Consider the following 25366-nt stretch of genomic DNA (forward strand, 5'->3'; position numbering starts at 1 on the left):
TTAACTCTTTTTGGCCAAAGAGTAAATCTTTGGCTTTTTAATGAAGAAAGTGTCTTACTCCTGTAAAATAAAGCGCAATTCCATGCTCATTTGCTGCTTTAATAACTTCATCATCTCTTATACTTCCGCCTGGCTCAATTACAGCTTTTACTCCAGCTTTTGCTGCAGCATCAATGCTATCTCTAAATGGGAAAAATGCCTCACTTGCCATAGATGAGCCTCTTACATCTAGTCCCAATTCATTTGCTTTTCTTAAAGCACATATTGCAGCATCAACTCTGCTTGTCATTCCCATACCTATTGCTACCAAAGCTCCATCTTTTACATATGTAACACAGTTAGATTTTGTTAATGCAGCAATTTTGTATGCCATTAAAAGATCTTTTTTATCTTCAACTCCAATATTGCTAACCTGTTTTGCATTTAATACCTCTTCATCTTTAACAATATCTGCATCTTGATATACAAATCCACCTTCAACATGTTTAAAATCGAAAAGGTCTCCACTAATCTCAAGTCTTGCCTGTCCCAAATCAAAAAGTTTAATCCTTTTTTTATTAGCAAAAACCTCTTTAGCCTCATCAGTTATTTTTCCAGCAATCAATACTTCAACAAATATTTTATTCATCTCTTGAGCCAACTCTTTATCTACTACTCCATTTACTGCAACAACTCCACCAAAAGCACTTACTGGGTCACACTCAAGTGCTTTTTGCCAAGAAGTTATTAAATCCTCTTTCATAGCAGCACCACATGGATTTCCATGCTTTACTATAACTACACTCCCCTCTCCTAAACTTACTGCTATTTTCATAGCTGAATTGATATCTGTTAAATTGTTAAAACTTGGCTCACCTTTTAAAATATTTAAGTTGCTATAAAAATCTTCAAACTGATAAAGTGCCCCTTTTTGATGAGGATTTTCTCCATATCTTGTATTAAAAACTTTACTTCCTACAATAAATTGTTTATTTCCAAATCCTTCATGAAATCTTTTATTCATATAATTTGCAATCATAGAGTCATAATTTGCAGTATGCTCAAAAGCTTTAATCATAAGTTCTCTTCTAAATTCAATACTGTTTTTATCATTTTTTAATGCATCAATTACATTTTCATAATCGTTTGGGTCAGTTACAATAATAACACTTTCAAAATTTTTAGCAGCACTTCTAACCATTGTAGGTCCGCCAATATCAATATTTTCTATTATCTCTTCAAAATCATCAGTTCTCTCAATAGTCTCTTTAAAAGGATATAGATTAACACAAACCAAATCTATCGGTTCAATTCCAAGTTTTTTTGCCTCATCTACATGGTCAGGTTTTTCTCTTCTAAATAGAATTCCTCCATGAATATATGGATTTAATGTTTTTACTCTTCCATTAAAACACTCTGGGAAATTTGTCACTTCACTAATCTCAATAACATCAATACCTGCATCTTTCAAAACTCTCCAGGTTCCGCCTGTGCTTATTATCTCATATCCAAGAGCTTTTAACTCTTTAGCAAATTCTACAATTCCTGTTTTATCACTAACGCTTAAAAGAGCTCTCATTCCTATCCTTTAAAATTTTTTTCAAATTATAACTAATTTAAGTTAAATAGATGTAAAATTGATTAATAAAGCTAAAGGAGGCTAAAATGGGAAGAATGAGTGAAAAATTAGAACAAATTAAAAGATTGATTGGAAAACTTCAAAAGCAGCAACCTGAAAATATAAAAAATTTCCTAACCTTTATGACAAGTGTTGAGAAAGAGGGAGCTCTTACAACAAAACAAAAAGAGCTTGTGAATGTTGGTTTAGCTGTTGCAGCTCAGTGTGAATGGTGCATTGCTTTGCATGTAAAAGGTGCTTTAGATGCAGGAGCAACTAAAGATGAGATTTTAGAAGCTGCAATGCAGGCTGTTTTAATGCATGGAGGACCAGCTTTAATGTATATGACTCCAGTTGAAGAAGCTTTAGAGGAGTTTGGCAATGAATAGTGCGCTTGCGAAAAAATTTTATTATCTAATGAAGCTTGGCCGCGAATTTGAGCTTGCGGCCAAAGAGGAGTATATGAAGGGAAACATTGCAGGGTTTTTGCATCTTGATATTGGACAGGAAGCCTGCAGTGTTGGAAGTATGGTAGCTTTTGATAAAGGTGATGTTTTTACCCATTATCGTGAGCATGTTTTGGCAATTGCAAGAGGAATGGATATTAAACTAATTATGGCTGAGCTTTTTGGAAAAGTAAGCGGAGTTAGTAAAGGAAAAGGCGGCTCAATGCATCTATTTGATCCAAGTTTGAATTTTTATGGTGGAGATGCAATTGTGGGAGGCCATTTGCCAATTGCAGCAGGTTGTGCTTATGCAAGAAAGATTCAAGGTGAAAATGCCGGAGTTTTTGCAATATTTGGAGATGGTGGAACAAATGGGGGAGCATTTTTTGAGACAGTAAATATTGCAAGTGCTTGGAAACTGCCTTTGATTTTATTTATTGAAAATAACTATTATGCTATTGGAACAAGGATTAATTGGGTAAGCCCATTTGTAGAACTTTATAACAAAACAAAAAATTATATGCCAAGTATAAGAATTGATGGAATGGATGTTTTTGAAGTTTATGATGCAGTTTTAAAAGCAAAAGAGCATATTGAAAATGGTCTTGGACCATATTTAATAGAGGCTGAAACATATAGATATGAGGGACACTCTATGAGTGATAGCGGTAAATATAGAAGCGAAGAGGAGATGGAGATATTTAAATCTCGTGATCCAATAAAAAAATTAAAAGAAAAAGCCTTAGAGTTAAACATAGTAGATGAAGAGTTTTTTGAATTGATTGATAAAAAGATCCAAAAAGAGATAAAAGATGCAGTAGATTTTGCAACAAATGCAGATGAGCCAGAAATTAAAGAGCTGTATAAAGATGTATATTGCAAGGAGTGTGCTAATGTTGTACCGTGAAGCGTTAAATAGAGCTATTGATGAATCAATGGCAGCTGATGAGAGTGTTGTGATTTTAGGCGAAGATGTTGGAAGATATGGAGGAAGCTATAGGGTAAGTGAGGGTCTTTTTGCAAAATATGGAGAAAAAAGAGTAATTGATACCCCAATAGCTGAACTTAGCATTGTTGGAAATGCAATAGGTATGGCAATAGCTGGTCTAAGACCAATAGCTGAGATTATGACAGTAAATTTTAGCCTCCTTGCTATGGATCAAATTGTCAACCATGCAGCAAAATTTAGATATATGAGTGGTGGAAAAATGACTATTCCTTTGACTGTTAGAATGCCAGGCGGAGTTTCAAGACAGCTTGCTGCTCAACATAGTGAAAGTTATGAGACTTTATACTCAAGTATTCCTGGTCTTATAGTATTAGCTGCAAGTAATGCAACGTATGCTTATCATGCTTTGAAAAAGGCTATTTTTATAAATGATCCAGTAATTTTTTTAGAGCATGAACTTTTATATCCAATTGATATGGATTTTAAAGAGATAAAAGATTTTGATCCATTTAAGGCTGAGGTTATAAAAGAGGGAAAAGATTTGACAATTCTCACCTATCTTAAAATGAGATATGATGTTTTAGAAGCGCTCCCAAGAATAGAAAAAGATTTGGGAATTAGTATTGAAGTAATTGATCTAAATTCACTTAGACCTTTAGATACTGAGACTATTTTTAATTCAATAAAAAAGACAAAAAGAGTTGTTTTGGTTGAAGAGGATCATAAAACTGGGGGATATGGAGCTGAAGTTATTTCAAAAATCTCAGAAGAGATGTTTTACGAGCTTGATGCACCGCCTCTTAGAATTGCAGGAGAGGATGTTCCGGTTCCATATAACAGAAGATTAGAACTTGCTTCTATTCCAACTCCAGAAAAAATTATCTCAAAAATAAAAGATTGGGGAAGAGAAAATGGATTATGAGATAAAAATGCCAATACTTTCAGATACTATGGATAAGGGAAAACTTATAAAATGGCATGTAAAAGAGGGAGATTTTGTAAAAAAAGGTGATGTTATAGCTGATGTTGAAAGTGATAAAGCTATTATGGAGGTTCAAACATTTAAAAATGGAGTAGTTAAAAAACTTTTAGCAAAAGAGGGAGATGAAATCCCTGTAAAAAATCCAATTGCCATTATCGAGACAGGTATTGAAGAGGTAGAAGGTAGAAGGGAGAAGGTTGAGGAAAAAAAAGAGGAAGAGGAAGAAGGTAGAAGGCTGAAGGTAGAAGGAAAGAAAGAGAAGAAAAAAGAGGAGATTCCTCCAGTTATAGAAGAGATATTAGAAAAACCAAAAAAAGAGCCTCTTCCAAAGGGAAGCGCATCACCTGCAGCTAAAATATTGGCGCAAAAAGAAAATATTGATATTTTAAAACTTCAAAAAGAAAAAATACTACCAACTCCAGCCCATTTAAAAGATATTCAAGAGGAAGTTTTAAAAAGATATTTCACTCCAAAAGCTTTAAAACTTTTAAAAGAGTATCATTTGAATATAGAAAATTTTGAGTTAAATCATAAAATAGATTCAGATGAAATTGAAGAATACATATTAAAAAATAATATTCCAAAAATAATTTATCTATCTAAAAATGAAAAAGCCGTTAAAAAGAGTGTAGAAGAATCTGCAAAAAAACCTGTATATTTTATTTATGAGACATTTGATATTAAAAAATATGAGGGATTAAAGTTAACTACAATTATTTTAAAAAAGATTGGTGATGTTATGCAAAAGCATCCAAAAACAAGAGCTATTATAGAAAATGATACTTACAAAATCTACCCACATTCAAATATTAGTGTTGCTGTAGCAAAAAATAGTGAATTATATATGGTTGTATGTAAAAATGTTGAGGAAAAGAGTTTAGAGGAGATTGATAGTTGGGTAAGAGGAATTAAAAAAAGAGAATATAGTGCTGATGAACTTGTTGGTTCAACTTTTGGCATTAGTAATCTTGGAATGTTTGGAATTGAAAGATTTAGTGCTATGATTTATCAAAATGACTCAGCAATTGCGGCATTTGGAGCATTAAAAAATAACAAAATAGATGTAACTTTTACATTTGATCATAGAATATTAAATGGTATAGAGGCTGCGAAGTTTGTCAATGATTTAAAAGAGGAGTTTAAAAAAGATGTATGATATTATTTTTATTGGTGGTGGATTAAATTATGCCGGAGCAGTTGTTGCAGCAAAAAAAGGTTTAAAAGTTGCATTGATTGAAAAAGATCTTTTTCATCTTGGTGGAACATGTCTGCATGAAGGATGTATACCTTCAAAATATCTTTTGCATCTTGCAGATATTAATTGTGAGCTAAAAAATGAGGCTTTTAGAATAAAAAATGACAAAATAAAACTTGAAATTGCTCAAAAACATATAGATGAAGTTTTAAGAAAATCTACAAAATCTATAAAAATTCAGTGTAGTTCTACTGGAGTGGAATTAATAGAGGGAGAGGGATATTTAATAGATAAAAAACAAGTTCAAATAGATAAAGATATATATGAGGCAAAATATATAGTAATAGGTACTGGCTCACACCCTTTTATTCCAGATGGAATTGAATATAATAAAGAAAGCATTGTAACAAGTGATGAGATTTTAAAATTAAAAAATTTTCCAAAAAATATTGCAATTTATGGAAGCGGTGCAATTGGGCTTGAATTTGCCTCATTTTTTGCTGCAAATAGAGTTGATGTCACATTAATATATAGACACGAGCATATATCAAACAAAATTCATCCTCAAATTATTCAAAAAATAGAAGAAAATCTTAAAAAACTTGGTGTAAAACTTATGCCAAATACAACAATTTTAGAAGCACGTGATTTTGAAAAAAGTGCAAGAGTTACCACAAATGAGGGTGTTTTTGATTTTGAAAAACTACTTGTTGCTACAGGAAGAGTTCCTAATATTGATGTAATAAAAACAGATCTTATTAAAACGTCAAAAGGAGTTGTTACAGATGATTTTTTTGAAACAAGTTTGAAAAATCATTTTGCAATAGGAGATTGTAATGCTAAACTAATGCTTGCTCATGCTGCAAGAGCACAAGTTTTAAATGTTGTTGAAAATATAACAGGAAATAAAAAAATATTAAATTTAATGAATATTCCAAAATTTATCTATACCCTGCCCCTACAATATGCTGCTGTGGGATTAACTAAGACATATCTTGATAAAAATAGTATACATTATAAAGAGTCACTTTTTCCACTAAAAGCTCTTGCTATTTCACATCTATTAGATACAACTGAAGGAGTTGTTATTCTTTATGCAGATGAAAATGATTTTATAATTGGAGCTGAACTTTTTATGCCAAATGCTCAAGAGTTGATAGGAATTATTTCAACAGCCCTAAATGCAGAGCTTGATAAAAACAGCTTTTTAGAAACTGTTTTTGCTCATCCAACATTTAGTGAGAGTATTGATAGAGTAGTTAGAAGATTATAAGGAAAAATTATGCATATAGGAATCATCGGAGCTGGAAATGTAGGAGTTGGAATCGCTGATGCATTAACATATCTTGGAATAGGTAAAAAAATTACACTATTTAATAGACATATAGATAAAGCATTAGGCGAAATATGGGATTTAAGCGATTGTATTCCACTATTGGAAAATAATATAGAATTTCATGCTACAGATGATTTAAAAGATTTAAAAGATTGTAATATTATAGCTATAACTGCAGGAATAAAACAAAAGCCTGGACAAAGCAGAATGGATCTTTTAAATGAAAATTTAAAAATTATTAAAAATATAGTTGAAAATCTTGATGAAATAAATGAAAAAGCAATTATTATAATGGTTACAAATCCTGTAGATATTTTAACTAGAGTAGCTATAAATATATCAAAAAGAGATAAAAATTTAATTTTTGGTAGTGGAACAGTTTTAGACAGTATAAGATTTAGAGAAGCAATAGGAGAAAAAATAGATATAAATAGAAAAAATATACATGCATATATTATAGGCGAGCATGGAGATAGTGAATTTCCACTCTGGTCTGCAACGCATATTGGCCCCTTAAAACTTGAAGATTTTAATATCAAAAATTTTGATAATTTCAAAAAAGAGATAGCTTTAAGAGTTAAGAAAAGGGCTTATAAAATAATAGAAAAAAAGGGTTTTACAAAACAAGCAATTGGAGTAAGTGTTGCTAATATTATTAAATCAATTATATTAGATGAGAAAAAGATATTCACAGTTTCGGTACCTATTGAAAAATCATGTGGATGTATAAGAAAAGATGTTTGTTTATCTATCCCATGTGTATTAGGGGAAAAAGGTATAGAAAAAAAACTTTTAATGGAGTGTAGTGAATTAGAATTTGAGCTTTTAAAACAAAGTGCAGAAAAACTTGACAAAATTTATGCAGAAATTGCAAAGGAAACAGAATGAAAAAAAAGATATTTAAAAGAAGATTTCCTTGGCAAAGACCAAAATTAAAATCAGAAGAACCAAGAGTTCATTCATTAATAAAAGAGCTTATGAATAGTCCAAACTACAAATTAGCTGAAGAAGATGTAGATTTTTTACAATCAGATGAAACAAGAGGTGTTAGACTTCAGCTTGATTATTTAAAAGCTGAACTTAAAATGAAAGAAATGGGTATAGAACACACTATAGTAGTGTTTGGAAGTGCCAGAATCATGGAGCAAAAAACAGCTATAAAAAAATTAAAAGAGATTCAAAAAGAGGTTGAAAAAAATCCAACTGATAAAATTCTTTTGCATAAACTCTTAGTTGCTGAGAGAATGGTTGAAAAAAGTAAATATTATGATGATGCAAGAGAATTTGGAAGACTTGTTGGAAAAAGTGGTAAAGGACCAGAGGATTGTAGAGTAGTTATAATGACAGGTGGAGGCCCAGGAATAATGGAAGCAGCCAATAGAGGCTCTTTTGATGTTGGAGCAAAATCTATTGGTCTAAATATTGACCTTCCGCATGAACAGTATCCAAATCCATATATCTCACCTGAACTTTGTTTTAGATTTCACTATTTTGCTATTAGAAAACTTCATTTTCTGCATCGCGCCAAAGCTTTAGTTATCTATCCAGGAGGTTTTGGTACTTTTGATGAACTTTTTGAGACTCTAACATTAGTTCAGACTCAAAAAACAGAAGCTATTCCTATAGTTTTAATTGGAAAAGAGTATTGGCAAAAAGCAGTTGATTTTGATTTTTTAAAAGATGAAGGTGTTATAGATTGTTATGATATTGAAATTTTTACAATTAAAGAGAATGCAAAAGATGCATGGGAATATATTTTAAATTGGCACAAAAAGAAAAAAAGACCTCTTTTTAAAAATAGTGAAAAGGAAAGAAATGAGTAGATATATTAAATGGTTTAAAGAGATAAGCATAAAAGATGTTGATGAGGTTGGCGGCAAAAATGCAAGTCTTGGTGAAATGTATTCTCATCTTGCACCACTTGGTGTAAATGTGCCAAATGGTTTTGCAGTAACTGCAACAGCATATAAACATTATTTGGATTTTAACAATTTGTGGGAACCTCTTAAAAAACTTTTTGAAAATTTTAATCCAGATGATATAGATAGACTCAAATTTGTTGGAAAAAGTGCAAGAGATTTGATAATGAAAAGTGAAGTTCCAGATGATTTGAAAAAAGAGATTTTAAATGGATATAAGCAACTAAAAAAAGAGTATGGTGAAGATATTAGCCTTGCTGTTAGAAGTTCTGCAACTGCTGAAGATTCCCCTACTGCCTCGTTTGCAGGACAAAATGAAACATATCTAAATATTAAAGGTGAAGATAATCTAATCTGGGCATATAAAATGTGTTTAGCTTCAAATTTTACTGATAGAAGTATTAGTTATAAATATACTCATAAATTTGATCCTTTAAAAGTTTATCTATCAGTTGTAATTATGAAAATGGTTAGAAGTGATAAAGGCAGTAGCGGGGTTATGTTTAGCATAGATACAGAAACAGGTTTTAGAGATGTTGTCTTTATCAATGCAGCGTGGGGGCTTGGAGAAAACGTCGTTCAAGGAACAATAGATCCAGATGCTTTTTATGTTCATAAACCAACATTTAAAAAAGGTTATCGTGCAGTATTAAAAAGAAAAAGAGGCGATAAAAATAAAATGATGGTTTTTAGCGAAGAATTAGAAAAGGCAAATTTGGCTGAGCAATTTACAAAAAATATAAAAACCCCTATAGAAAAAAGAATGAAATTTTCTATAACAGATAAAGAGATTTTACAGCTTGCAGATTGGGCTATAAAAATTGAAGAGCATTACAGTAAAGTTAATAACAGATATACTCCAATGGATATGGAATGGGCAAAAGATGGAATAGATGGTAATTTATATATGGTTCAGGCAAGACCTGAAACTGTTCATTCACAAGAAAAATCAACCCAGTTTGAGATATATAGACTAAAAGAGAAAGGCAAAGTGATTTTAACAGGTAATGCTGTTGGAGAAAAGATTGGAGCTGGAAAAGTAAAGATAATGTTTTCAATGGCTGAAGCTGACAAATTTAAAGATGGTGATATTTTAGTTGCTCCGACAACCAGTCCAGACTGGGAACCTGTTATGAAAAAAGCAAGTGCTATTATAACTGAAACTGGCGGTAGAACCTGTCATGCTGCAATAGTTAGCAGAGAGCTTGGAAAACCAGCAGTTGTTGGAGCAAAAAATGCTACAAAGATACTTCATGATAATCAAGGAGTTACTGTTAGCTGTGCTGAAGGTGAAATAGGAAAGATTTATGATGGAATACTTAAATATGAGATAGAAAAAGTTGATATCTCAAAACTTCCCCGCCCAAAAACAAAAATAATGATGAATCTTGGAAATCCAGATATCGCCTTTTCATTAGCAAAACTTCCTGTTGATGGTATAGGTTTAGCAAGAATGGAATTTATCATAAATAACTATATTAAAGCTCATCCTATGGCTATAAGACATCCAGAACTACTAAGTGAAACAGAAAGAGCATTAATTGATGAACTTGCTTTTGCTTATGAGGGTGATGCAAAAGATTTTTTTATAAAAACATTAAGCGAAGGTGTTGCTACTATAGCAAGTAGTGTTTATCCTAAAAAATGTATTGTTAGAATGAGCGATTTTAAATCAAATGAGTATGCAAATCTTCTTGGAGGAAGACACTTTGAACCAATTGAAGATAATCCTATGATTGGATTTAGAGGAGCAGCAAGATATACACATCCAAATTACGCAGATGGATTTGCTCTTGAATGTCAAGCGATGAAAAGAGCTATTTTTGAGATGGGATTTGATAATATAGTTTTAATGATTCCATTTTGTAGAAGAGTTGAAGAGGCAAAAAGAGTAAAAGCGGCAATGATAGAAAATGGGCTTGAAAATGTAAAAATATATATGATGTGTGAAATACCAAATAATGTTATTTTGATAGATGAATTTTTAAAAATATATGATGGAATAAGTATAGGAACAAATGATTTGACCCAATTAACTCTAGGAGTTGATAGGGATAGCGAAATTGTTTCATTTGATTATGATGAAAGAGATGAAGGTGTTAAAAAAATGGTAAAAATGGCTGTTGAAGGTGCAAAAAAAAATAATAAATATTCTGGACTTTGTGGTCAAGCCCCATCTGATTATCCAGAATTTGCCGAGTTTTTGGTTAAAATAGGAATAGAAAGTATGAGTCTAAATCCAGATAGTGTATTAAAAATAATCAAAGATATTTCAAAAATGGAGGAGAAATGAAACTAATACTTCTTAGACACGGACAAAGTATCTGGAATGCTAAAAATCTTTTCACTGGCTGGATAGATGTTGAATTAAGTGAGAAAGGAAAAGAGGAAGCTAAAAAAGCTGGAGAGCTTTTAAAAGAGGCAAATCTTTATCCAAATATCTGCTTTACTTCTTTTTTAAAAAGAGCAATCCATACTGCACAAATTGCTTTAAATACTCTAAATTGGGAGCATATTGATGTTATTAGAAGTTGGAAACTAAATGAGAGACATTATGGAAATTGGCAAGGTAAAAATAAAGACGAAGTAAAAGCTGAATATGGTGAGGAGCTTTTTATGGCAGTTAGACGAGGTTATGATACCCCTCCTCCACCAATTGAACCTACAGATGAAGATTTTGAAAAAAGACTCCCTGTTGATAAAAAATTTGAAAATATTGAAATGCCAAAAAGTGAATCACTAAAAGATACAAGAGAAAGAGTTGTTGAGTATTTCTTTGAAGAGATTTTTCCATCGATGATTGTTTATGATACAGTTTTAATAGCAGCTCATGGAAATTCTCTAAGAGCTTTGATTATGTTTTTAGAAAAAGTATCCCCCAAAGATGTAAATAAGATAGAGATTCCTACAGGAACACCTATAGTTTATGAAATGGATCAAGAATTAAATATTAAAAACAAAAAAATTTATAAACATTAAAGGCTTACAATGGTAACTGTAACCTCTCATGGAGCTGCTAAAACAGTAACTGGCTCCTGTCATTTGATAGAATTTGAAAATGGTTTAAAAATTTTAGTTGATTGTGGTATGTTTCAAGGCTTAGAAGAAGATAGAAATTTTGAGCCTTTTGGTTTTAATCCAAAAGAGATTGATTATCTTTTATTAACTCATGGCCATTTAGACCATGTTGGAAGAGTTCCTCTGCTTGTAAAACAGGGATTTAAAGGTACTATTGTAGCAACACCTGCTACATTTGATATTATGAAAATAGTTCTTTTAGATAGTGCAAAGCTTATGAAAGAAGAGTATGAGACAAGATATAGAAAAGCTCAAAGAAAAGGAAAAGAAAAAGAGGTAAGAAAACCTCTTTATACAGATGAAGATGTAAAAAAAATATACAAACTTAAAAAAATAAAAGTTAAATATAATCAGAAAATAAAACTATCAAAGAAAATCAATGCTGTTTTTAAAGATGCAGGACACATAATTGGTTCAGCTTTTATTGAAATTTCATATCCAGAATTTCATACAAAAAATAGTGTTATATTTAGCGGTGATTTAGGAAACAGAAATAATGGTGTTCTCCCTCCTCCTAAAAAGCCAGATGCTGCTCAAAATCTTTTTATAGAATCAACATATGGGGATAGAGTTCATAAATCTTATGAAGATAGTGTAGTAGAATTTAAAAAAGCCATAATTGAAACTCTTCTAAATAGAGGAAATGTATTAATTCCATCTTTTGCGATAGAGAGAACACAACAGATTTTATGTATCTTAAAAGAGATGGATGAAAGAAGAGAACTATCAAGAGATGTAAAAGTTTTTTTAGATAGTCCTATGGCTATAAAAACTACTAAAGTTTACAAAAAATATAAAAATCTTCTCTCAAAACATTGCAAAAGTTTTGGAAATCCTTTTAATTTTCCACAGTTAAGACTTGTTACAAAAGTTGAAGACTCTAAAAAAATCAATGATTTATGGTCTGGTAATATTATTATAGCTGGTAGTGGTATGTGTAATGGAGGAAGAATTCTTCACCATTTTAAACATAGGCTATGGAATAGAAGAAATAGTGTTATTTTTGTTGGATTTCAAGCTAAAGGAACTCTTGGAAGAGAGATAGTAGATGGGGCAAAATTTGTAAAAATTTTTGATGAAGATATTATTGTTAGAGCAAAAATTTATACAATAAATGGATTTTCTGCACATGCAGACCAAAGAGAGTTGTTAGAATGGATGGAAGAGATTCAAGATTTAAAAAAGATATTTTTAATTCATGGTGAAGAGGATAAACAGTTAATATTTAAAGAGGTGATTAAAAATTATATGAAAATAAGAGCTCATATTGTTGAGCCAAAAGAGAAAATTTATATATGAAAATAGTAGATTTAGATTTGATTGAATATAAAAAAGCTTTAAATTTGATGGATAAATATATAGATGATGTTGAAAAAAATAGAGAAAATATACTGTTTTTTTGCAGGCACTATCCAGTTTATACAGTTGGAAGTGATAAAATTGATATAGATGTAGATGTTTTAAAAACTGATAGAGGAGGTTCTATAACATATCATGATGAGGGGACTTTAATGGTCTATTTTATATTTAAGATAAATTCCCCTGCTCTATTTTATAAAAAAGTTGTCAAATCATTTAAAAAATTTTTTGAAAAAGTTGATAAAAATATATTTTATGATTATAAAAGACCAGGTTTTTATATAGAAAATAGAAAAATTGCTTCACTTGGGTTTAGATATAAAAAAGGTATTTCAAAACATGGAGTAGCTATACATATAAATTCAAATCTTGAAAATTTTAATAAAATAAAGCCCTGTAATTTAGAAGGAGTTGTTGCAACATCTTTTAGAAAAGAAAATATTCATATAACTTTTGAAGAAGTAAAAAAAGAGTTGATTGAGATAATAAAATATGAATTTTCAAAAGCCTAAAGTTAAAGCCCCATCTTATGAGCTTATTCATAAAACAAAAAATATAATTGATAAATATAGTGTTAATACAATCTGTATAGAATCAGCTTGTCCAAATATTAGTGAATGTTTTTCAAGAAATAGTGCAACTTTTTTAATTCTTGGAGATATTTGTACAAGAAAATGCAAATTTTGCAACGTTAAACATGGAAAGCCTAATATTGTTGATAGTAGTGAACCAAAAAGAGTTGCTAATGCTATAAATGAACTTGGTTTAAAATATGTGGTTATAACTTCAGTAGATAGAGATGATTTATCAGATTATGGAGTAAGTCAGTATGTAAAAGTTACTAAAGAGATAAAAAAAATCAACAAAAATATAAAAATTGAGCTTTTAACTCCAGATTTTCATGCAAAAAAAGAGCTAATGGATAAAATAATCAATTCAAATCCTTATAAATTATCTCACAATATTGAAACAGTAGAATCTTTATATAAAAATATTATGCCAGGATGTAGTTATAAAAGAAGCTTGAAAGTTTTGGAATATTACGCAAAAACCGGTATTTTAACTAAATCATCTATAATGGTTGGACTTGGTGAAAAAAAAGAAGAACTTATAAAAACTTTTTATGATTTATTCAATTGTGGAGTAAAACAAATAAGTATAGGACAATATCTATCCCCTTCTTTTAAGCACCATTTAGTAATTAAATATTATAATAAAAAAGAGTTTGATGAATTAAAAGAAATTGCCTTAGATATCGGATTTGATTCAGTTCAAAGTGGTATATTAGTTAGAAGCAGTTATTATGCAGATAAAATGTAAAAGGAGAAAAATATGATTGAGTCAGTATTAAAGGAAAAAAGAGTTTTTTATCCAAATCCAGAACTTTCAAAAGAGGCAAGAATAAAAAGTATGGATGAATATGAAAAGTTAGTTGAATGGGCAAAAAATGATTTTGAAGGATTTTGGGATCATTTTGCAAAAGAGAAAATAGATTGGATAAAGCCTTATAAAAAAGTTTTAGATGATAGCAAAGCTCCTCATTATAAATGGTTTGTTGATGGAAAATTAAATATAACTCAACACTGCATAGATAGACATTTACCTCAAAAAAAAGATAAAGTCGCAATTTTGTTTGAAGATGAGATGGGAAATGTTGAAGAGATTACATATGGTGAGTTATATGAAAGAGTAAATCAATTTGCAAATCTTTTAAAAGCATATGGAGTCAAAAAAGGAGATAGAGTTGTTTTATATATGTCAATGATACCTGAACTTGCTATTGCTATGCTTGCTTGTGCAAGAATTGGAGCTATTCATTCAGTTGTATTTGCAGGATTTTCAGCAAATGCTTTAAGAGATAGGATAGAAGATGCAAATGCAAAGCTTGTAATTACTTGTGATGGAGGATATAGAAAAGGAAAAGTTCACAATATCAAATCTGTTGTTGATGAAGCTCTAAAAGAACCACTTGATAGTGTAGAAAAAGTTTTGATTTATGATAGAGGTATTCAAAAATTTGAATTAATAGATAATAGAGATGTAGTTATAAATAGTGAACTAAAAGAGATGGAAAAAGAGTGTGAGCCTGTGATACTTGATAGTGAAGATATCGCATTTATTTTATACACTTCAGGTAGTACAGGAAAACCAAAAGGTGTACAACATGCAGTTGGAGGATATCTACTTTGGGCAATTTTAACAATGGAGTGGGTATTTGATATTAAAGATGATGATATGTTTTGGTGTACTGCTGATATTGGCTGGATAACTGGACACACTTATATAGTATATGGTCCATTGGCTGTTGGAACTACATCTATTATGTATGAAGGTGTTCCAGTTTATCCAGATGCTGGTAGATGGTGGAAAATGGTAGAAAAATATAAAGTTACAAAATTTTACACTGCACCTACCGCTATTAGAATCTTAAAAAAAGTTGCTCCAGATGAGCCAAAAAAATATGATTTAAGTTCACTTAGAATATTAGGTACTGTTGGTGAGCCAATAGATCCAGAGTCTTGGCTTTGGTATTATGAAAATGTTGGAAATAAAAAATGTTCAATCGTTGATACATGGTGGCAAACTGAAACTGGTGGCCACATGATAAGTCCTCTTCCAGGAGCTACTCCAATGAAACCAGGCTCAGCAACAAAACCTCTTCCTGGAATTTTTGCTGAAGTTTTCTTAGAAGATGGAAGTAAAGCGGGTGTAAATGAGGGTGGATTTTTATGTATTACAAAACCTTGGCCAAGTATGATAAGAGATGTATGGGGAAATCCACAAAGGTATAAAAAGACATATTTTAGTTTCAAAGGAAATATATATTTAACAGGTGATGATGCAAGAGTTGATGAAGATGGATATATTTGGATAATGGGAAGAGCAGATGATGTAATAAATGTTAGTGGACATAGACTTGGGACTATGGAGATAGAATCAGCAATAAATAAACATCCAAATGTTGCTGAATCAGCAGTAGTTGGAAAACACCATGAAATAAAAGGTGAAGGGATTTTTGCTTTTATAGTGCCAAGAGAGTGGCCAGAAAATTTAGAAGAGTTTAAAAATAGCATTAATGAAGTAGTAACTAATGAAATTGGACCTATTGCAAAACCTGATTGGATTGTTTTAACTGAAGCTTTACCTAAAACAAGAAGTGGTAAAATTATGAGAAGGATTTTAAGAGCAATAGCTGCAGGCGAAGAGATAAAACAGGATATCTCGACTCTTGAAAATCCTGAAATTGTTGAGAAATTAAAAGAAGCAAAACCGATATAATAGGAGCATAAATGAAAAAAGTTGCGATTAATGGTCTTGGTAGAATTGGAAAAATGGTTCTTTGGCACTATATTACAAATAGGCCAAAAAATGTTGAGATAGTTATAGCAAATGGTGGCAGTGGGACTCCTGAAGATTTAGCATATATGCTTGAGTTTGACTCAGTTCATGGAAAATTTCCTACTAAGATTAGCTATGATGAAAACTCTTTAACAGTTGGAGATCAAAAAATAGAGATTGTTGATGAAAGAGATCCTTTAAAACTTCCTTGGGCTGAAAAAGGCATAGATATAGTTTTAGAATGTACTGGTAAATTTACAAAGGGACCTGATGCTGCAAAACATATAGAAGCTGGAGCAAAAAAAGTTTTAATATCTGCTCCTGGAAAAGATGTTGATTTAACTGTAGTAATGGGAGTAAATGATAGCTGGTATGATCCAAATAAACATAATATCATCTCTAATGCAAGCTGTACAACAAACTCTTTAGCTCCTGCTATGAAAGTATTGGAGGAAAATTTTGGAGTAGAATTTGCATCAGTTACAACAGTTCACGCATATACTTCAAGCCAAGTTACTATAGATAGAAAAAAACCAGGTAAACATAGACGTGGTCGTGCAGCTGCAGTAAATATTATACCAACAACAACAGGAGCTGCCAAAGCTACTACAGAGGTTTTACCTGAACTTAAAGGCAAAATGAATGCAATGGCTCTAAGAGTTCCTGTTCCTGATGGTGCAGTAACAGAAATAGTTGCAAATATTAAAAAAGAGGCAACTGAAGAAGAAGTTAATAAAGCTTTTGAAAATGCTATGAACAGTGAATTAAAAGGTATTTTAGAGATAACTTATAAAGAGGTTGTCTCTTCTGATATTCTTGGAAATCCTCACTCTTCTATTATTGATGGTTTATCTACTCAAGTAATTGGCGGAAAATTGGTAAAAGTTTTAGCTTGGTATGATAATGAGTTTGGATATGCAGGCAGACTTTTAGAACTTGCTGATATGGTTGCTTCAAAGATGTAAAATGAATATAGCTTTAATGGCAAGTGGCGGGGATTGTTCTGGCATGAACCCCGCTACAAAAAGATTTGTTGAGTACTCTTTAGAAAAAAATATAACCCCATATTTCATTTATGAAGGCTTAGAAGGTCTAATTGATGGAAAAATAAAAAAGGCTTCTTATACTGATGTATCAGGAATCATCTATCGTGGTGGTACCATAATTCGCTCTTCAAGATCTAAAAGATTTTATGAAAAAAAGTATAGAAAAAAAGCATATGAAAATCTTTTAAAATATAACATTGATACGGTAGTAGTAATGGGAGGAGATGGAAGTTTTAGAGCACTTGAGATACTATCAGATGAGTTTGGAATAAATTTTATAGGTATTCCAGCTACCATAGATAATGATATTTATGGAACTGAATATTGTCTTGGAGTTGATACAGCTTTGAATGTTATAAGAAGTGCTGTTGATGATATTAGAGATACTGCAAGTAGTTTCAATAGGGCTTTTGTTATTGAGACTATGGGCAGAGAGTGTGGTTATTTAGCGCTTATTACTGCTTTAACAAGTGGTGCTGAGATGTGTTTGATACCTGAAGCTAGTTATAATCTTGATAGTTTGAAAAAGAAGTTTTTAAAACAGATTAATGAAGGTAGAAAATATTTTATAGCAATAGTTGCAGAAGGGCTGAAAATAAGTAAAGAGATAAAAGAGTGGTTTGAAAGAGAGATTGGATTTGAGAGCCGCATGACAGTTCTTGGCCATATTCAAAGAGGAGGAAATCCTACAGTTTTTGATAGACTTGCAGCATTTGAATTTGTTTCATGTGCTATAGATTTAGCAATAAAAGGAGAAAAAAGAAAAATTGTAGTTTATAAAAACTCAAAATTTAATAGTATTGATTCAAAAATTGTCACTTCTAATACCTATAAAATTGATGAAAGATTGATTCATTTAGCAAAAGATATGATGGAATAAAGATAAATAATGCAGAAAATTTAGTTAGAATAAGTAACCGCAAGGGTAGCAAAATCTCCTTGCGATTATTTATAAGTTTTATAAATCTCTTTCTATCTCTTTTTTAAATGTATTAAAATAGATATCTTTTAATTTTTCAATATCCATCTCAATATCACAAAGAGTAAATTTATTGCCACCTATAGTTCCAAGAGGAATAGCACTAATACCTATCTCATTTGCAAGCTCTTCAATAGCATGCATATTTTTTGGTTCAATCTCAACTAAAGCTCTAGAAAAAGTCTCGCTAAAAATTTCTCTGCTATCTTCAAAGCAGAAATTTCCTAAAAATCCATATCCACTTATTGCAGACATTTTTGCTAAAGAGATTGCAATCCCCCCTACTCCAACATCTTTTGCAGCTTTTAATAATCCTTTTTCATTTGCTTTTAAAACAAATTGCCAAAGTTTTAACTCTTTTTCATAATCAATTTTTGGTAAAACTCCTGCAACTTTTCCAAATAGCTCTTTTAAATAAAGACTTCCTCCAAACTCTTTTTCGGTATCTCCTATTATATAAACGATATCTTCTTCTTTCTGAAATATAGAAGGCAATACTTTTTCTTGATAGTCATTTACTCCAACCATTGCTATTGTTGGTGTTGGATAGACACTTACACCATTTGTTTCATTATAAAGTGACACATTTCCACTAACAACTGGAGTATTCAAAGCTTTACAAGCCTCTTTAATACCTTCTGTTCCTTGAGCAAATTGCCACATAACTTCAGGATTTTCTGGATTTCCATAATTTAGACAATCTGTTATAGCAAGTGGTTTTGCTCCACTCATTGCAACATTTCTACCAGCTGCCATTACAGCTGCAGCTGCACCACCTTTTGGATCGATATAACAATATCTTGGATTACATTTACTGCTCATTGCTATAGCTTTTTTATTCTCTTTAACTCTTATAACACTTGCATCTAAACTTCCTGGATGTTTTACAGTGTTTGTTTGAACCATAGAGTCATACTGCTCATAAATCCAAGCTTTATTAACAACTTCTAAAGAGCTAAAAAGTTTTTCAAATGCTTCTTGATTATCAATATGAGGTACTGTATCAATAGATACCTCTTTAATATATTCAAGATACTCCGGTTTTTTTGTTGGACGATCAAGTTCTGGAGCCTCTTCACTAACTGGAACAACTGGTACTTCTGCCACTTTTTCTCCATGCCAAAAAAGCTCCATTAAACCAGTATCAGTAACCTCTCCAATAACTTCAGCATCTAAATCCCATTTTCTAAAAATCTCTAAAACTTTTTCTTCTGTTCCTTTTTTAGCACAAATTAACATTCTCTCTTGAGATTCAGACAGCATAAGTTCATAAGGAGTCATCCCCTCTTCTCTCATAGGGACCCTGTCAAGATACATCTTCATTCCACTTCCAGCACGACCAGCCATTTCAAAACTGCTTGAAGTAAGACCGGCTGCTCCCATATCCTGGATACCAACAACGAAATCAGTCTTAAATAGCTCTAAACATGCTTCAAGTAAAAGTTTTTCTGTAAAAGGATCTCCTACTTGAACTGTTGGACGAAGAGATTTTGACTCTTCAGTAAAACTATCACTACTCATAACAGCTCCACCAAGCCCATCACGCCCAGTTTTACTTCCAACATAGATAACTGGGTTTCCAACACCTTCCGCTCTTCCATAAAAAATCTCATCTTTTTTACAGATTCCAAGAGTAAAAGCATTTACTAAAATATTGCCATTATAACACTCATCAAATGTAGTTTCCCCTCCAATGGTTGGTACTCCCATACAGTTGCCATAACCGCCAATTCCTTCAACTACACCTCTTACTAAATATCTTTGATGAGCTCCAATTTTATCATCTCTTTTTACATCGCCAAATCTTAGAGCATTTAGATTTGCAACAGGTCTTGCTCCCATTGTAAAAACATCTCTTAAAATTCCACCAACTCCAGTTGCAGCCCCTTGATATGGCTCAATAAAACTTGGATGGTTGTGGCTCTCCATCTTAAAAACTGCAGCTATTCCATCACCTATATCAATAACACCTGCATTTTCTCCCGGTCCTTGGATGACCCAAGGAGCTTTGGTAGGAAAACCTTTTAGATATTTTTTGCTAGATTTGTATGAGCAGTGTTCACTCCACATTGCGCTAAATATACCAATCTCTACAAGATTTGGCTCTCTACCTAATATATCTTTTATATGTTTGTAATCCTCTTTTGTTAATTTATGGGCTTTTAAAATCTCATCAATATTTTCCATCTTTATCCCTTAAAAATTTTTCTATATTTTACAAAAATATATATTTAGTTAAGCTAAACATACAATTTAAGGCTCATAATATAAAATCACTGGCTCAGAAAAGTTAGGCACATCATCATATGTAAAAACTGCATAATATTTTGCTATTTTTGTATTTCCAAATTTATCATATGTATAATTATCACGTCCAGCATAAAGTTTTACACCATCATATGGATTACGCGGTGGATGAAATCTATTTCTTACAACATAAGCTCCAACAAAATCTTCATCTTTTGGATTTTCCCAAGTTAATTTCACCATATTTTTTTCAATTTTTGCTTTTAGATTTTTAATTTTATCTACAGGATTTTTTCTCTTTTTAATATATTTTATAACCAGTTTTACAACATTTGGACTATTCTTATCAAACCAGTTTATAATATGATTTTTTGTAAAGGATGCTTTTGTTGGTCTTATTATAGATGATGCAACTTGGTTTTTTTTATGTAGGTTTTCAAGCTCTATTTTGCTTGCACTATCAAAAAGAAAGTAACTTGTACTCTCTTTTTGTAACTCCTCTTCACTTACTTCATAATCAATAAATCCCAAAGATTTTCTTTTTTGAATATTTTCATAATTTATATCTTTTAGATCCACAAACTCTATCAAATATCTTATATCTTCACCACTTTTTTTAATTCCTATATTGTGTATTTTTATATAAGACTCAGTTATAACTGTTTTATCAGCTTCAGGAAGAGTTGATAGGTCAAACTCCATATATCCATATACAACTTTTCCATCTTTATCAAATCCACAAGATAGGTTATCTACAACTATCTCTTTTTCATAAACTGTTGATAGATTGAGTGGTTCTATTTCAAGGGTTGTAGAAGGAATTGTATATTTTATATCAAGATGTGGCCTATAATGTATTCCTCCGCCAAAAGGACCATATCCCAAATCAAACATCATCATTTGAGAATCAGCTCCAAGAGGCAGCTTTTTTGGTCCTTGCATTCTAAAAATTACTTCGCCTTTTTTTATCTGCTCTTGTAATAGTTTTCTCTCATATTCATTAAAATTCCAAGTATTCCATATTCCTTGAGTTAGTTTTTGTGATGGAACAGTTTCGCCAAGTGTTTGGATAATTTTTGCATTATGAATAGATTCAAAATCGCTTAAATTTTTTATATCTTCTATAAAACTTATACTCCACTCTCCATACTTTTCTATTTTTACATTTACTCTATTTAATGGGTATAAACTAATTTTTGCCTCTTTAATAATTGCATTTTTTGGAATAGAGTTTAATTTGAATTTCATTACTCCATAACTAACCCCAAGCGTTTTATTTACTCCAACAAATAAAGAGTTTTTTCCAAAATGTTCAGGATTTTTAGTAGAGTTTTGAGCAACATAACCAATATCGTTTGGATTTGGAAAAATGTTTCTAAAAAACTCATCTCTTTCTAAATTTGTCATAACTTTTATTTGAGGAGCAAAAGGGCCTTTGATTTTAGTTAAGCTATCAACTGCTCTAATATAATAAAAATATAGTTTTCCACTCTCTCTATCTCTGTCTAAAAACTCCAAATTTTTTGTTGTTGCTATCAATGAGTGCTCACGGCATGATTCTTTATGCTCATCTGTTCTATATATTTCAAAATATACATCAGGATAATTTTGTAAATCATAATCCCATTTTAAATGAACACAGTTGCTAATTACCTCTTTTATTGAAAAATTTTCTACTCTGGGTGGAGCGTTTTTTGAGTAGTTGTGAGCCTCATTTAATGCATATAAAAGTGCAGGAATATTCTCATCAATCGATTCACTCATATTTTGTAAGAAATCTGGAATATTTCTTGTTCCAACCTCTACAACACTAGCTAAAATCCCTTTTGAATAGTAATACTCTCTTCCACTTCCACTTATAAGTTTTGCAGGAGGTTTTCCTCTGTGGATACCATATTTTCTTTTAGTAACTTTGCTTATTTCAAAATTCATATTTGCACATAAAACATTTAAATCTGTCCCTTCAATTTCTGCTTCGTGGTTAAATTTATGAGCTGGGAAAAACACATTTCCTTGAGAGTGGTAATCAAGAGCAATAGTAATATTTGGATGAGAATCAACAAACTTTTTTATAGCTTTTGTTTCAGGCTCACTAAAAGGCTCAGGTCCTCCATAGATATTTGATGAATAGTTTGTGCTTTTTACCCATCCTACACTAAAATTTCTATTTAAATCCACACCATAACTTCCATCAGGATTTTTTCTTCTATTTTTTCTCCAAAATGAATAATGATTTCTTGAATACTCAAATCCATCTGGATTTAATACAGGAACGATATATAGAGTGTTTTTAGATAGAGCACTTATTACTCTTGGGTCTTTTTTATGATTTTTTAAAATATAATCTATAAAAGCAACCGCCAATTCATTTCCTATCCACTCTCTTGCATGAATTGTTCCTGTATATAAAAGGGCTGGTTTTAAATCTGCAAACTCAACATCTAAGCTAATAGTTGCTAAAATAATATCTCTATTTTCCCAAGTTTTTCCTATACTTTGAATTTTTATAAGGTGTGGATACTCTTTTACTTTTTTTTCTAAAAAATCAATAGTGTCTTGGTATGATTTATATTGATGTTTCAATTTTCTCCTTTTTAAATTCTTCCCAGGCTTTTAAAAGTTTTGAGAGAGTTTTATCCTTTATACCTTTAATCTCTAATAAACTATCTGGATTATTATCAAGTTCAAAAGCTATATTAAAAGCATCAATTTGCTCTAAAATTTTTTTATATTTTTTCTTACCAAGACTCTCTTTCAAAAACTCTTTAATATCTTCTTCAGTATAGTTTATAGGCTCCTCATCACTTACCTCTTCAAAAATATGCTCTTCGCTAGATTGCAGTCTTGCTTTTTTTTCTTTTTTTGGTTTTTCATTCCAAAAGCCTTTGCATTTTTTTGTAAAATCATACTTTTCACTTGGCCACTCTTCATAATCTCTATCTTCAGTATTGAGCATAGGATACTCTTCATCAAGCTCCCATATTTTATGAGTCTCTCCGCTCTCATCCATTTTTTGTTTATTTAAAAAGTATGCTCCATCAAAACTTGGCGTATATCTTCCAAAAGTTATATATCTCATTGTTCTAAGAAGCGAGCTATCTATCTTTCCAAGCTCTTCCCAGTTATAAACAGGAATATTTGGCTTTGGAAATCTACCATTACTTAGTTTCCACATCAAATATTGCCCTATCCAATCTCTAATATATGGAAATGCAGCAAATGCAGTAGCACACTCAAGTATTCTATATTTACCATCCTCTTTTCCAACGGCTATATCACAAGCCCAATACTCTGCATTTGCAGCTTTGCTAACCTTTACAGCCAGATCCAAAACCCCTTTTGGAACATCCATATAATCCATACTGCCGCCTTGGCTTGTATTTGTCAGCCAGTGCCCTTTTGGAGGTCTTCTCCAAAATGCGCAAACCGGTTTATGTCCGATTAACATCACTCTAATATCTGCACTCATAGGAACAAAATCTTGAACATAAATTGGACAATATTTTTTACTCTCTAAAAGCTCTTTAGCCTCTTCAAAACTGTCAACCTTATGTACATAATATCCACCATAGTTGCTTGGACCATAACTTCTTTTTATAATTTTTGGATATGTTGTATTTTTTAAAAACTCCATCCCCTCTTTTTTATCATAAAAGATATAGGTTTTTGGCACCGGAATATCATATTTCCAACAAAATCTTGTAACATTTTCTTTACTTTTATTGGCAAACTGTGCATCAAGGCTTGGGATAAATCTTACGTTTGGAAGCTCTCTAGCAATTTTTCTAAAGGTCTCATATGCCGTTGCTGGAATATTTCCAATTAAAACATCAATCTTTTTCTTCTTCACCTCTTTTATAAATCGCTCTTCATCACCTTTCCAGTGATAGACAACTGTCTCTATTTTATCCGGCCAACCTCTAAAGTTGCTCCTATCAAAAAATCTAAGCACATAATCTAGATATAATAGCCCTATTTTAGGAAGCTTTTTCATTTTTTATCCTTTATTTTTTTATTTATCAATTCAACTATTTTTTCTATTTTTTTATCATTAAAATTTAAACCCAATTTTTCTTGTTCTGGAGTTGCAAATGCAGGAATTCCATTTACCTCTAAAACAACATACTCTTCATGCTCTCTATCATAAATAATATCTACCCCTGCAATTTCGATATTTAGCGCTTTTGCAGCTCTTTTTGCTAAATTAATTACCTCTTCATCGCAATCTCTTACAATAACACTTCCTCCACTTGTAACATTGGTTCTCCAATCACCTTTTTTTGCTTTTCTTCCATAACAAGCAATAAATTCTCCATCAACTAAATCTACTCTAAAATCACTACCATCATAATCAATAAACTTTTCTATATAGAAAAATCTCAAATCTGTCTGATTTAAAAAAGGTAAAATCATATCAAGTTTATCTTTACTATCAACAAGAGCCATTCCTAAACCGCCCCATCCGTCAACAGTTTTAAAAACAGCTTTTCCCCATTCTAAAACTTTGTTTCGAATAGTTTCTATATCTTCTCTATGGCATAAAAAATAGTCTGCTGTTTTAATACCATTTTTTCTTAATATATCATTTGTTTTAAATTTATCTTCACTGATACTAAATGCACTAAAATTATTAATACATGTGATATGCTTATCTAACTGTTCATACATGTATACTTGATATTTTGTCTGCTCACCTGCGTTATAACTAAAAAAGCAGTCAAGCTCATACATATTTATTCCATTTAATAATATTTTTCCATTTTCCGCTATGGCATATCGTAAATTTAATCCTGTAAATACTTTATGAGAATAATCTTGGAGTCTATTTACAAGCTTTTTTTGAATAATATCTCCTCCCCCATTTTGATACATCCATATGCCAACATTTGCCATA

20 protein-coding genes are annotated in these 25366 nt (G+C 31.3%); 15 read left to right on the top strand and 5 right to left on the bottom strand.

The window, feature by feature from the left end:
* Positions 1–37: 37 nt before the first annotated feature.
* Positions 38–1558, bottom strand: coding sequence for a bifunctional phosphoribosylaminoimidazolecarboxamide formyltransferase/IMP cyclohydrolase (purH, locus tag QML81_RS07860; protein WP_281950878.1), 1521 nt, complete (start codon positions 1556–1558; stop codon positions 38–40).
* Between the two features lie 86 nt (positions 1559–1644).
* Between purH and QML81_RS07865 the strand changes: the two genes are divergently transcribed.
* Genes QML81_RS07865 through QML81_RS07935 form a run of 15 tightly spaced genes read left to right on the top strand, consistent with a single transcriptional unit; the run spans position 1645 to position 18126 of the window.
* Complete coding sequence (locus tag QML81_RS07865) at positions 1645–1986, top strand: carboxymuconolactone decarboxylase family protein (RefSeq protein WP_281950879.1); 342 nt, start codon at positions 1645–1647, stop codon at positions 1984–1986.
* Positions 1979–2950 (top strand): thiamine pyrophosphate-dependent dehydrogenase E1 component subunit alpha, encoded by a 972-nt coding sequence (locus QML81_RS07870; RefSeq protein WP_281950880.1) that lies wholly within the window; start codon positions 1979–1981, stop codon positions 2948–2950. The genes QML81_RS07865 and QML81_RS07870 overlap by 8 nt, the downstream gene beginning before the upstream one ends.
* Entirely contained in the window at positions 2937–3914 is a 978-nt protein-coding gene (locus QML81_RS07875; protein ID WP_281950881.1) for an alpha-ketoacid dehydrogenase subunit beta, read from the top strand. Before QML81_RS07870 ends, QML81_RS07875 begins: the two co-directional genes overlap by 14 nt.
* A complete protein-coding gene (locus QML81_RS07880; RefSeq protein WP_281950882.1) occupies positions 3904–5130 on the top strand; it encodes a 2-oxo acid dehydrogenase subunit E2 in 1227 nt (408 codons plus the stop codon). Before QML81_RS07875 ends, QML81_RS07880 begins: the two co-directional genes overlap by 11 nt.
* Positions 5123–6442: a dihydrolipoyl dehydrogenase family protein gene (locus QML81_RS07885; protein WP_281950883.1), complete on the top strand. Its 1320-nt coding sequence runs from the start codon at positions 5123–5125 to the stop codon at positions 6440–6442. Before QML81_RS07880 ends, QML81_RS07885 begins: the two co-directional genes overlap by 8 nt.
* Positions 6443–6451: 9 nt before the next feature.
* Complete coding sequence (locus tag QML81_RS07890; RefSeq protein ID WP_281950884.1) at positions 6452–7393, top strand: L-lactate dehydrogenase; 942 nt, start codon at positions 6452–6454, stop codon at positions 7391–7393.
* Entirely contained in the window at positions 7390–8328 is a 939-nt protein-coding gene (locus QML81_RS07895) for an LOG family protein (protein ID WP_281950885.1), read from the top strand. The genes QML81_RS07890 and QML81_RS07895 overlap by 4 nt, the downstream gene beginning before the upstream one ends.
* Positions 8321–10717 (top strand): phosphoenolpyruvate synthase, encoded by a 2397-nt coding sequence (gene ppsA / locus QML81_RS07900; protein ID WP_281950886.1) that lies wholly within the window; start codon positions 8321–8323, stop codon positions 10715–10717. The genes QML81_RS07895 and ppsA overlap by 8 nt, the downstream gene beginning before the upstream one ends.
* Entirely contained in the window at positions 10714–11403 is a 690-nt protein-coding gene (locus QML81_RS07905) for a 2,3-bisphosphoglycerate-dependent phosphoglycerate mutase (RefSeq protein WP_281950887.1), read from the top strand. The genes ppsA and QML81_RS07905 overlap by 4 nt, the downstream gene beginning before the upstream one ends.
* Positions 11404–11412: 9 nt before the next feature.
* Positions 11413–12801, top strand: a complete 1389-nt coding sequence (locus tag QML81_RS07910) for an MBL fold metallo-hydrolase RNA specificity domain-containing protein (RefSeq protein WP_281950888.1) — start codon at positions 11413–11415, stop codon at positions 12799–12801.
* Positions 12798–13373 (top strand): lipoyl(octanoyl) transferase LipB, encoded by a 576-nt coding sequence (gene lipB, locus QML81_RS07915; RefSeq protein ID WP_281950889.1) that lies wholly within the window; start codon positions 12798–12800, stop codon positions 13371–13373. Before QML81_RS07910 ends, lipB begins: the two co-directional genes overlap by 4 nt.
* Positions 13354–14181 (top strand): lipoyl synthase, encoded by an 828-nt coding sequence (locus QML81_RS07920; RefSeq protein ID WP_281950890.1) that lies wholly within the window; start codon positions 13354–13356, stop codon positions 14179–14181. Before lipB ends, QML81_RS07920 begins: the two co-directional genes overlap by 20 nt.
* Before the next feature lie 12 nt (positions 14182–14193).
* Positions 14194–16140 (top strand): acetate--CoA ligase, encoded by a 1947-nt coding sequence (acs, locus tag QML81_RS07925; protein ID WP_281950891.1) that lies wholly within the window; start codon positions 14194–14196, stop codon positions 16138–16140.
* Positions 16141–16151: 11 nt separating this feature from the next.
* Positions 16152–17165 (top strand): type I glyceraldehyde-3-phosphate dehydrogenase, encoded by a 1014-nt coding sequence (gap, locus tag QML81_RS07930; protein WP_281950892.1) that lies wholly within the window; start codon positions 16152–16154, stop codon positions 17163–17165.
* Between the two features lies 1 nt (position 17166).
* Positions 17167–18126 (top strand): 6-phosphofructokinase, encoded by a 960-nt coding sequence (locus tag QML81_RS07935; protein ID WP_281950893.1) that lies wholly within the window; start codon positions 17167–17169, stop codon positions 18124–18126.
* A 78-nt stretch (positions 18127–18204) separates the two neighbouring features.
* Here the strand turns inward: QML81_RS07935 and purL are convergent, their stop codons facing one another.
* The 4 genes from purL to QML81_RS07955 all read right to left on the bottom strand — a co-directional run bounded on the left by purL (position 18205) and on the right by QML81_RS07955 (position 25365).
* A complete protein-coding gene (gene purL / locus QML81_RS07940; RefSeq protein ID WP_281950894.1) occupies positions 18205–20412 on the bottom strand; it encodes a phosphoribosylformylglycinamidine synthase subunit PurL in 2208 nt (735 codons plus the stop codon).
* Positions 20413–20478: 66 nt separating this feature from the next.
* Positions 20479–23055, bottom strand: a complete 2577-nt coding sequence (locus QML81_RS07945; protein ID WP_281950895.1) for a M14 family zinc carboxypeptidase — start codon at positions 23053–23055, stop codon at positions 20479–20481.
* Complete coding sequence (locus tag QML81_RS07950) at positions 23039–24466, bottom strand: ATP-grasp domain-containing protein (RefSeq protein ID WP_281950896.1); 1428 nt, start codon at positions 24464–24466, stop codon at positions 23039–23041. The genes QML81_RS07945 and QML81_RS07950 overlap by 17 nt, the downstream gene beginning before the upstream one ends.
* Positions 24463–25365 (bottom strand): ATP-grasp domain-containing protein, encoded by a 903-nt coding sequence (locus QML81_RS07955; RefSeq protein WP_281950897.1) that lies wholly within the window; start codon positions 25363–25365, stop codon positions 24463–24465. The genes QML81_RS07950 and QML81_RS07955 overlap by 4 nt, the downstream gene beginning before the upstream one ends.
* Between the last annotated feature and the right edge of the window lies 1 nt (position 25366).

The sequence above is a fragment of the Nitrosophilus kaiyonis genome (assembly GCF_027943725.1).
Classification (GTDB): domain Bacteria; phylum Campylobacterota; class Campylobacteria; order Campylobacterales; family Nitratiruptoraceae; genus Nitrosophilus_A; species Nitrosophilus_A kaiyonis.

Coding starts and splice junctions, on each gene's coding strand:
- purH (WP_281950878.1), bottom strand. CDS start 1,558: ATGAGAGCTCTTTTAAGCGTTAGTGATAAAACAGGAATTGTAGAATTT.
- QML81_RS07865 (WP_281950879.1), top strand. CDS start 1,645: ATGGGAAGAATGAGTGAAAAATTAGAACAAATTAAAAGATTGATTGGA.
- QML81_RS07870 (WP_281950880.1), top strand. CDS start 1,979: ATGAATAGTGCGCTTGCGAAAAAATTTTATTATCTAATGAAGCTTGGC.
- QML81_RS07875 (WP_281950881.1), top strand. CDS start 2,937: ATGTTGTACCGTGAAGCGTTAAATAGAGCTATTGATGAATCAATGGCA.
- QML81_RS07880 (WP_281950882.1), top strand. CDS start 3,904: ATGGATTATGAGATAAAAATGCCAATACTTTCAGATACTATGGATAAG.
- QML81_RS07885 (WP_281950883.1), top strand. CDS start 5,123: ATGTATGATATTATTTTTATTGGTGGTGGATTAAATTATGCCGGAGCA.
- QML81_RS07890 (WP_281950884.1), top strand. CDS start 6,452: ATGCATATAGGAATCATCGGAGCTGGAAATGTAGGAGTTGGAATCGCT.
- QML81_RS07895 (WP_281950885.1), top strand. CDS start 7,390: ATGAAAAAAAAGATATTTAAAAGAAGATTTCCTTGGCAAAGACCAAAA.
- ppsA (WP_281950886.1), top strand. CDS start 8,321: ATGAGTAGATATATTAAATGGTTTAAAGAGATAAGCATAAAAGATGTT.
- QML81_RS07905 (WP_281950887.1), top strand. CDS start 10,714: ATGAAACTAATACTTCTTAGACACGGACAAAGTATCTGGAATGCTAAA.
- QML81_RS07910 (WP_281950888.1), top strand. CDS start 11,413: ATGGTAACTGTAACCTCTCATGGAGCTGCTAAAACAGTAACTGGCTCC.
- lipB (WP_281950889.1), top strand. CDS start 12,798: ATGAAAATAGTAGATTTAGATTTGATTGAATATAAAAAAGCTTTAAAT.
- QML81_RS07920 (WP_281950890.1), top strand. CDS start 13,354: ATGAATTTTCAAAAGCCTAAAGTTAAAGCCCCATCTTATGAGCTTATT.
- acs (WP_281950891.1), top strand. CDS start 14,194: ATGATTGAGTCAGTATTAAAGGAAAAAAGAGTTTTTTATCCAAATCCA.
- gap (WP_281950892.1), top strand. CDS start 16,152: ATGAAAAAAGTTGCGATTAATGGTCTTGGTAGAATTGGAAAAATGGTT.
- QML81_RS07935 (WP_281950893.1), top strand. CDS start 17,167: ATGAATATAGCTTTAATGGCAAGTGGCGGGGATTGTTCTGGCATGAAC.
- purL (WP_281950894.1), bottom strand. CDS start 20,412: ATGGAAAATATTGATGAGATTTTAAAAGCCCATAAATTAACAAAAGAG.
- QML81_RS07950 (WP_281950896.1), bottom strand. CDS start 24,466: ATGAAAAAGCTTCCTAAAATAGGGCTATTATATCTAGATTATGTGCTT.
- QML81_RS07955 (WP_281950897.1), bottom strand. CDS start 25,365: ATGGCAAATGTTGGCATATGGATGTATCAAAATGGGGGAGGAGATATT.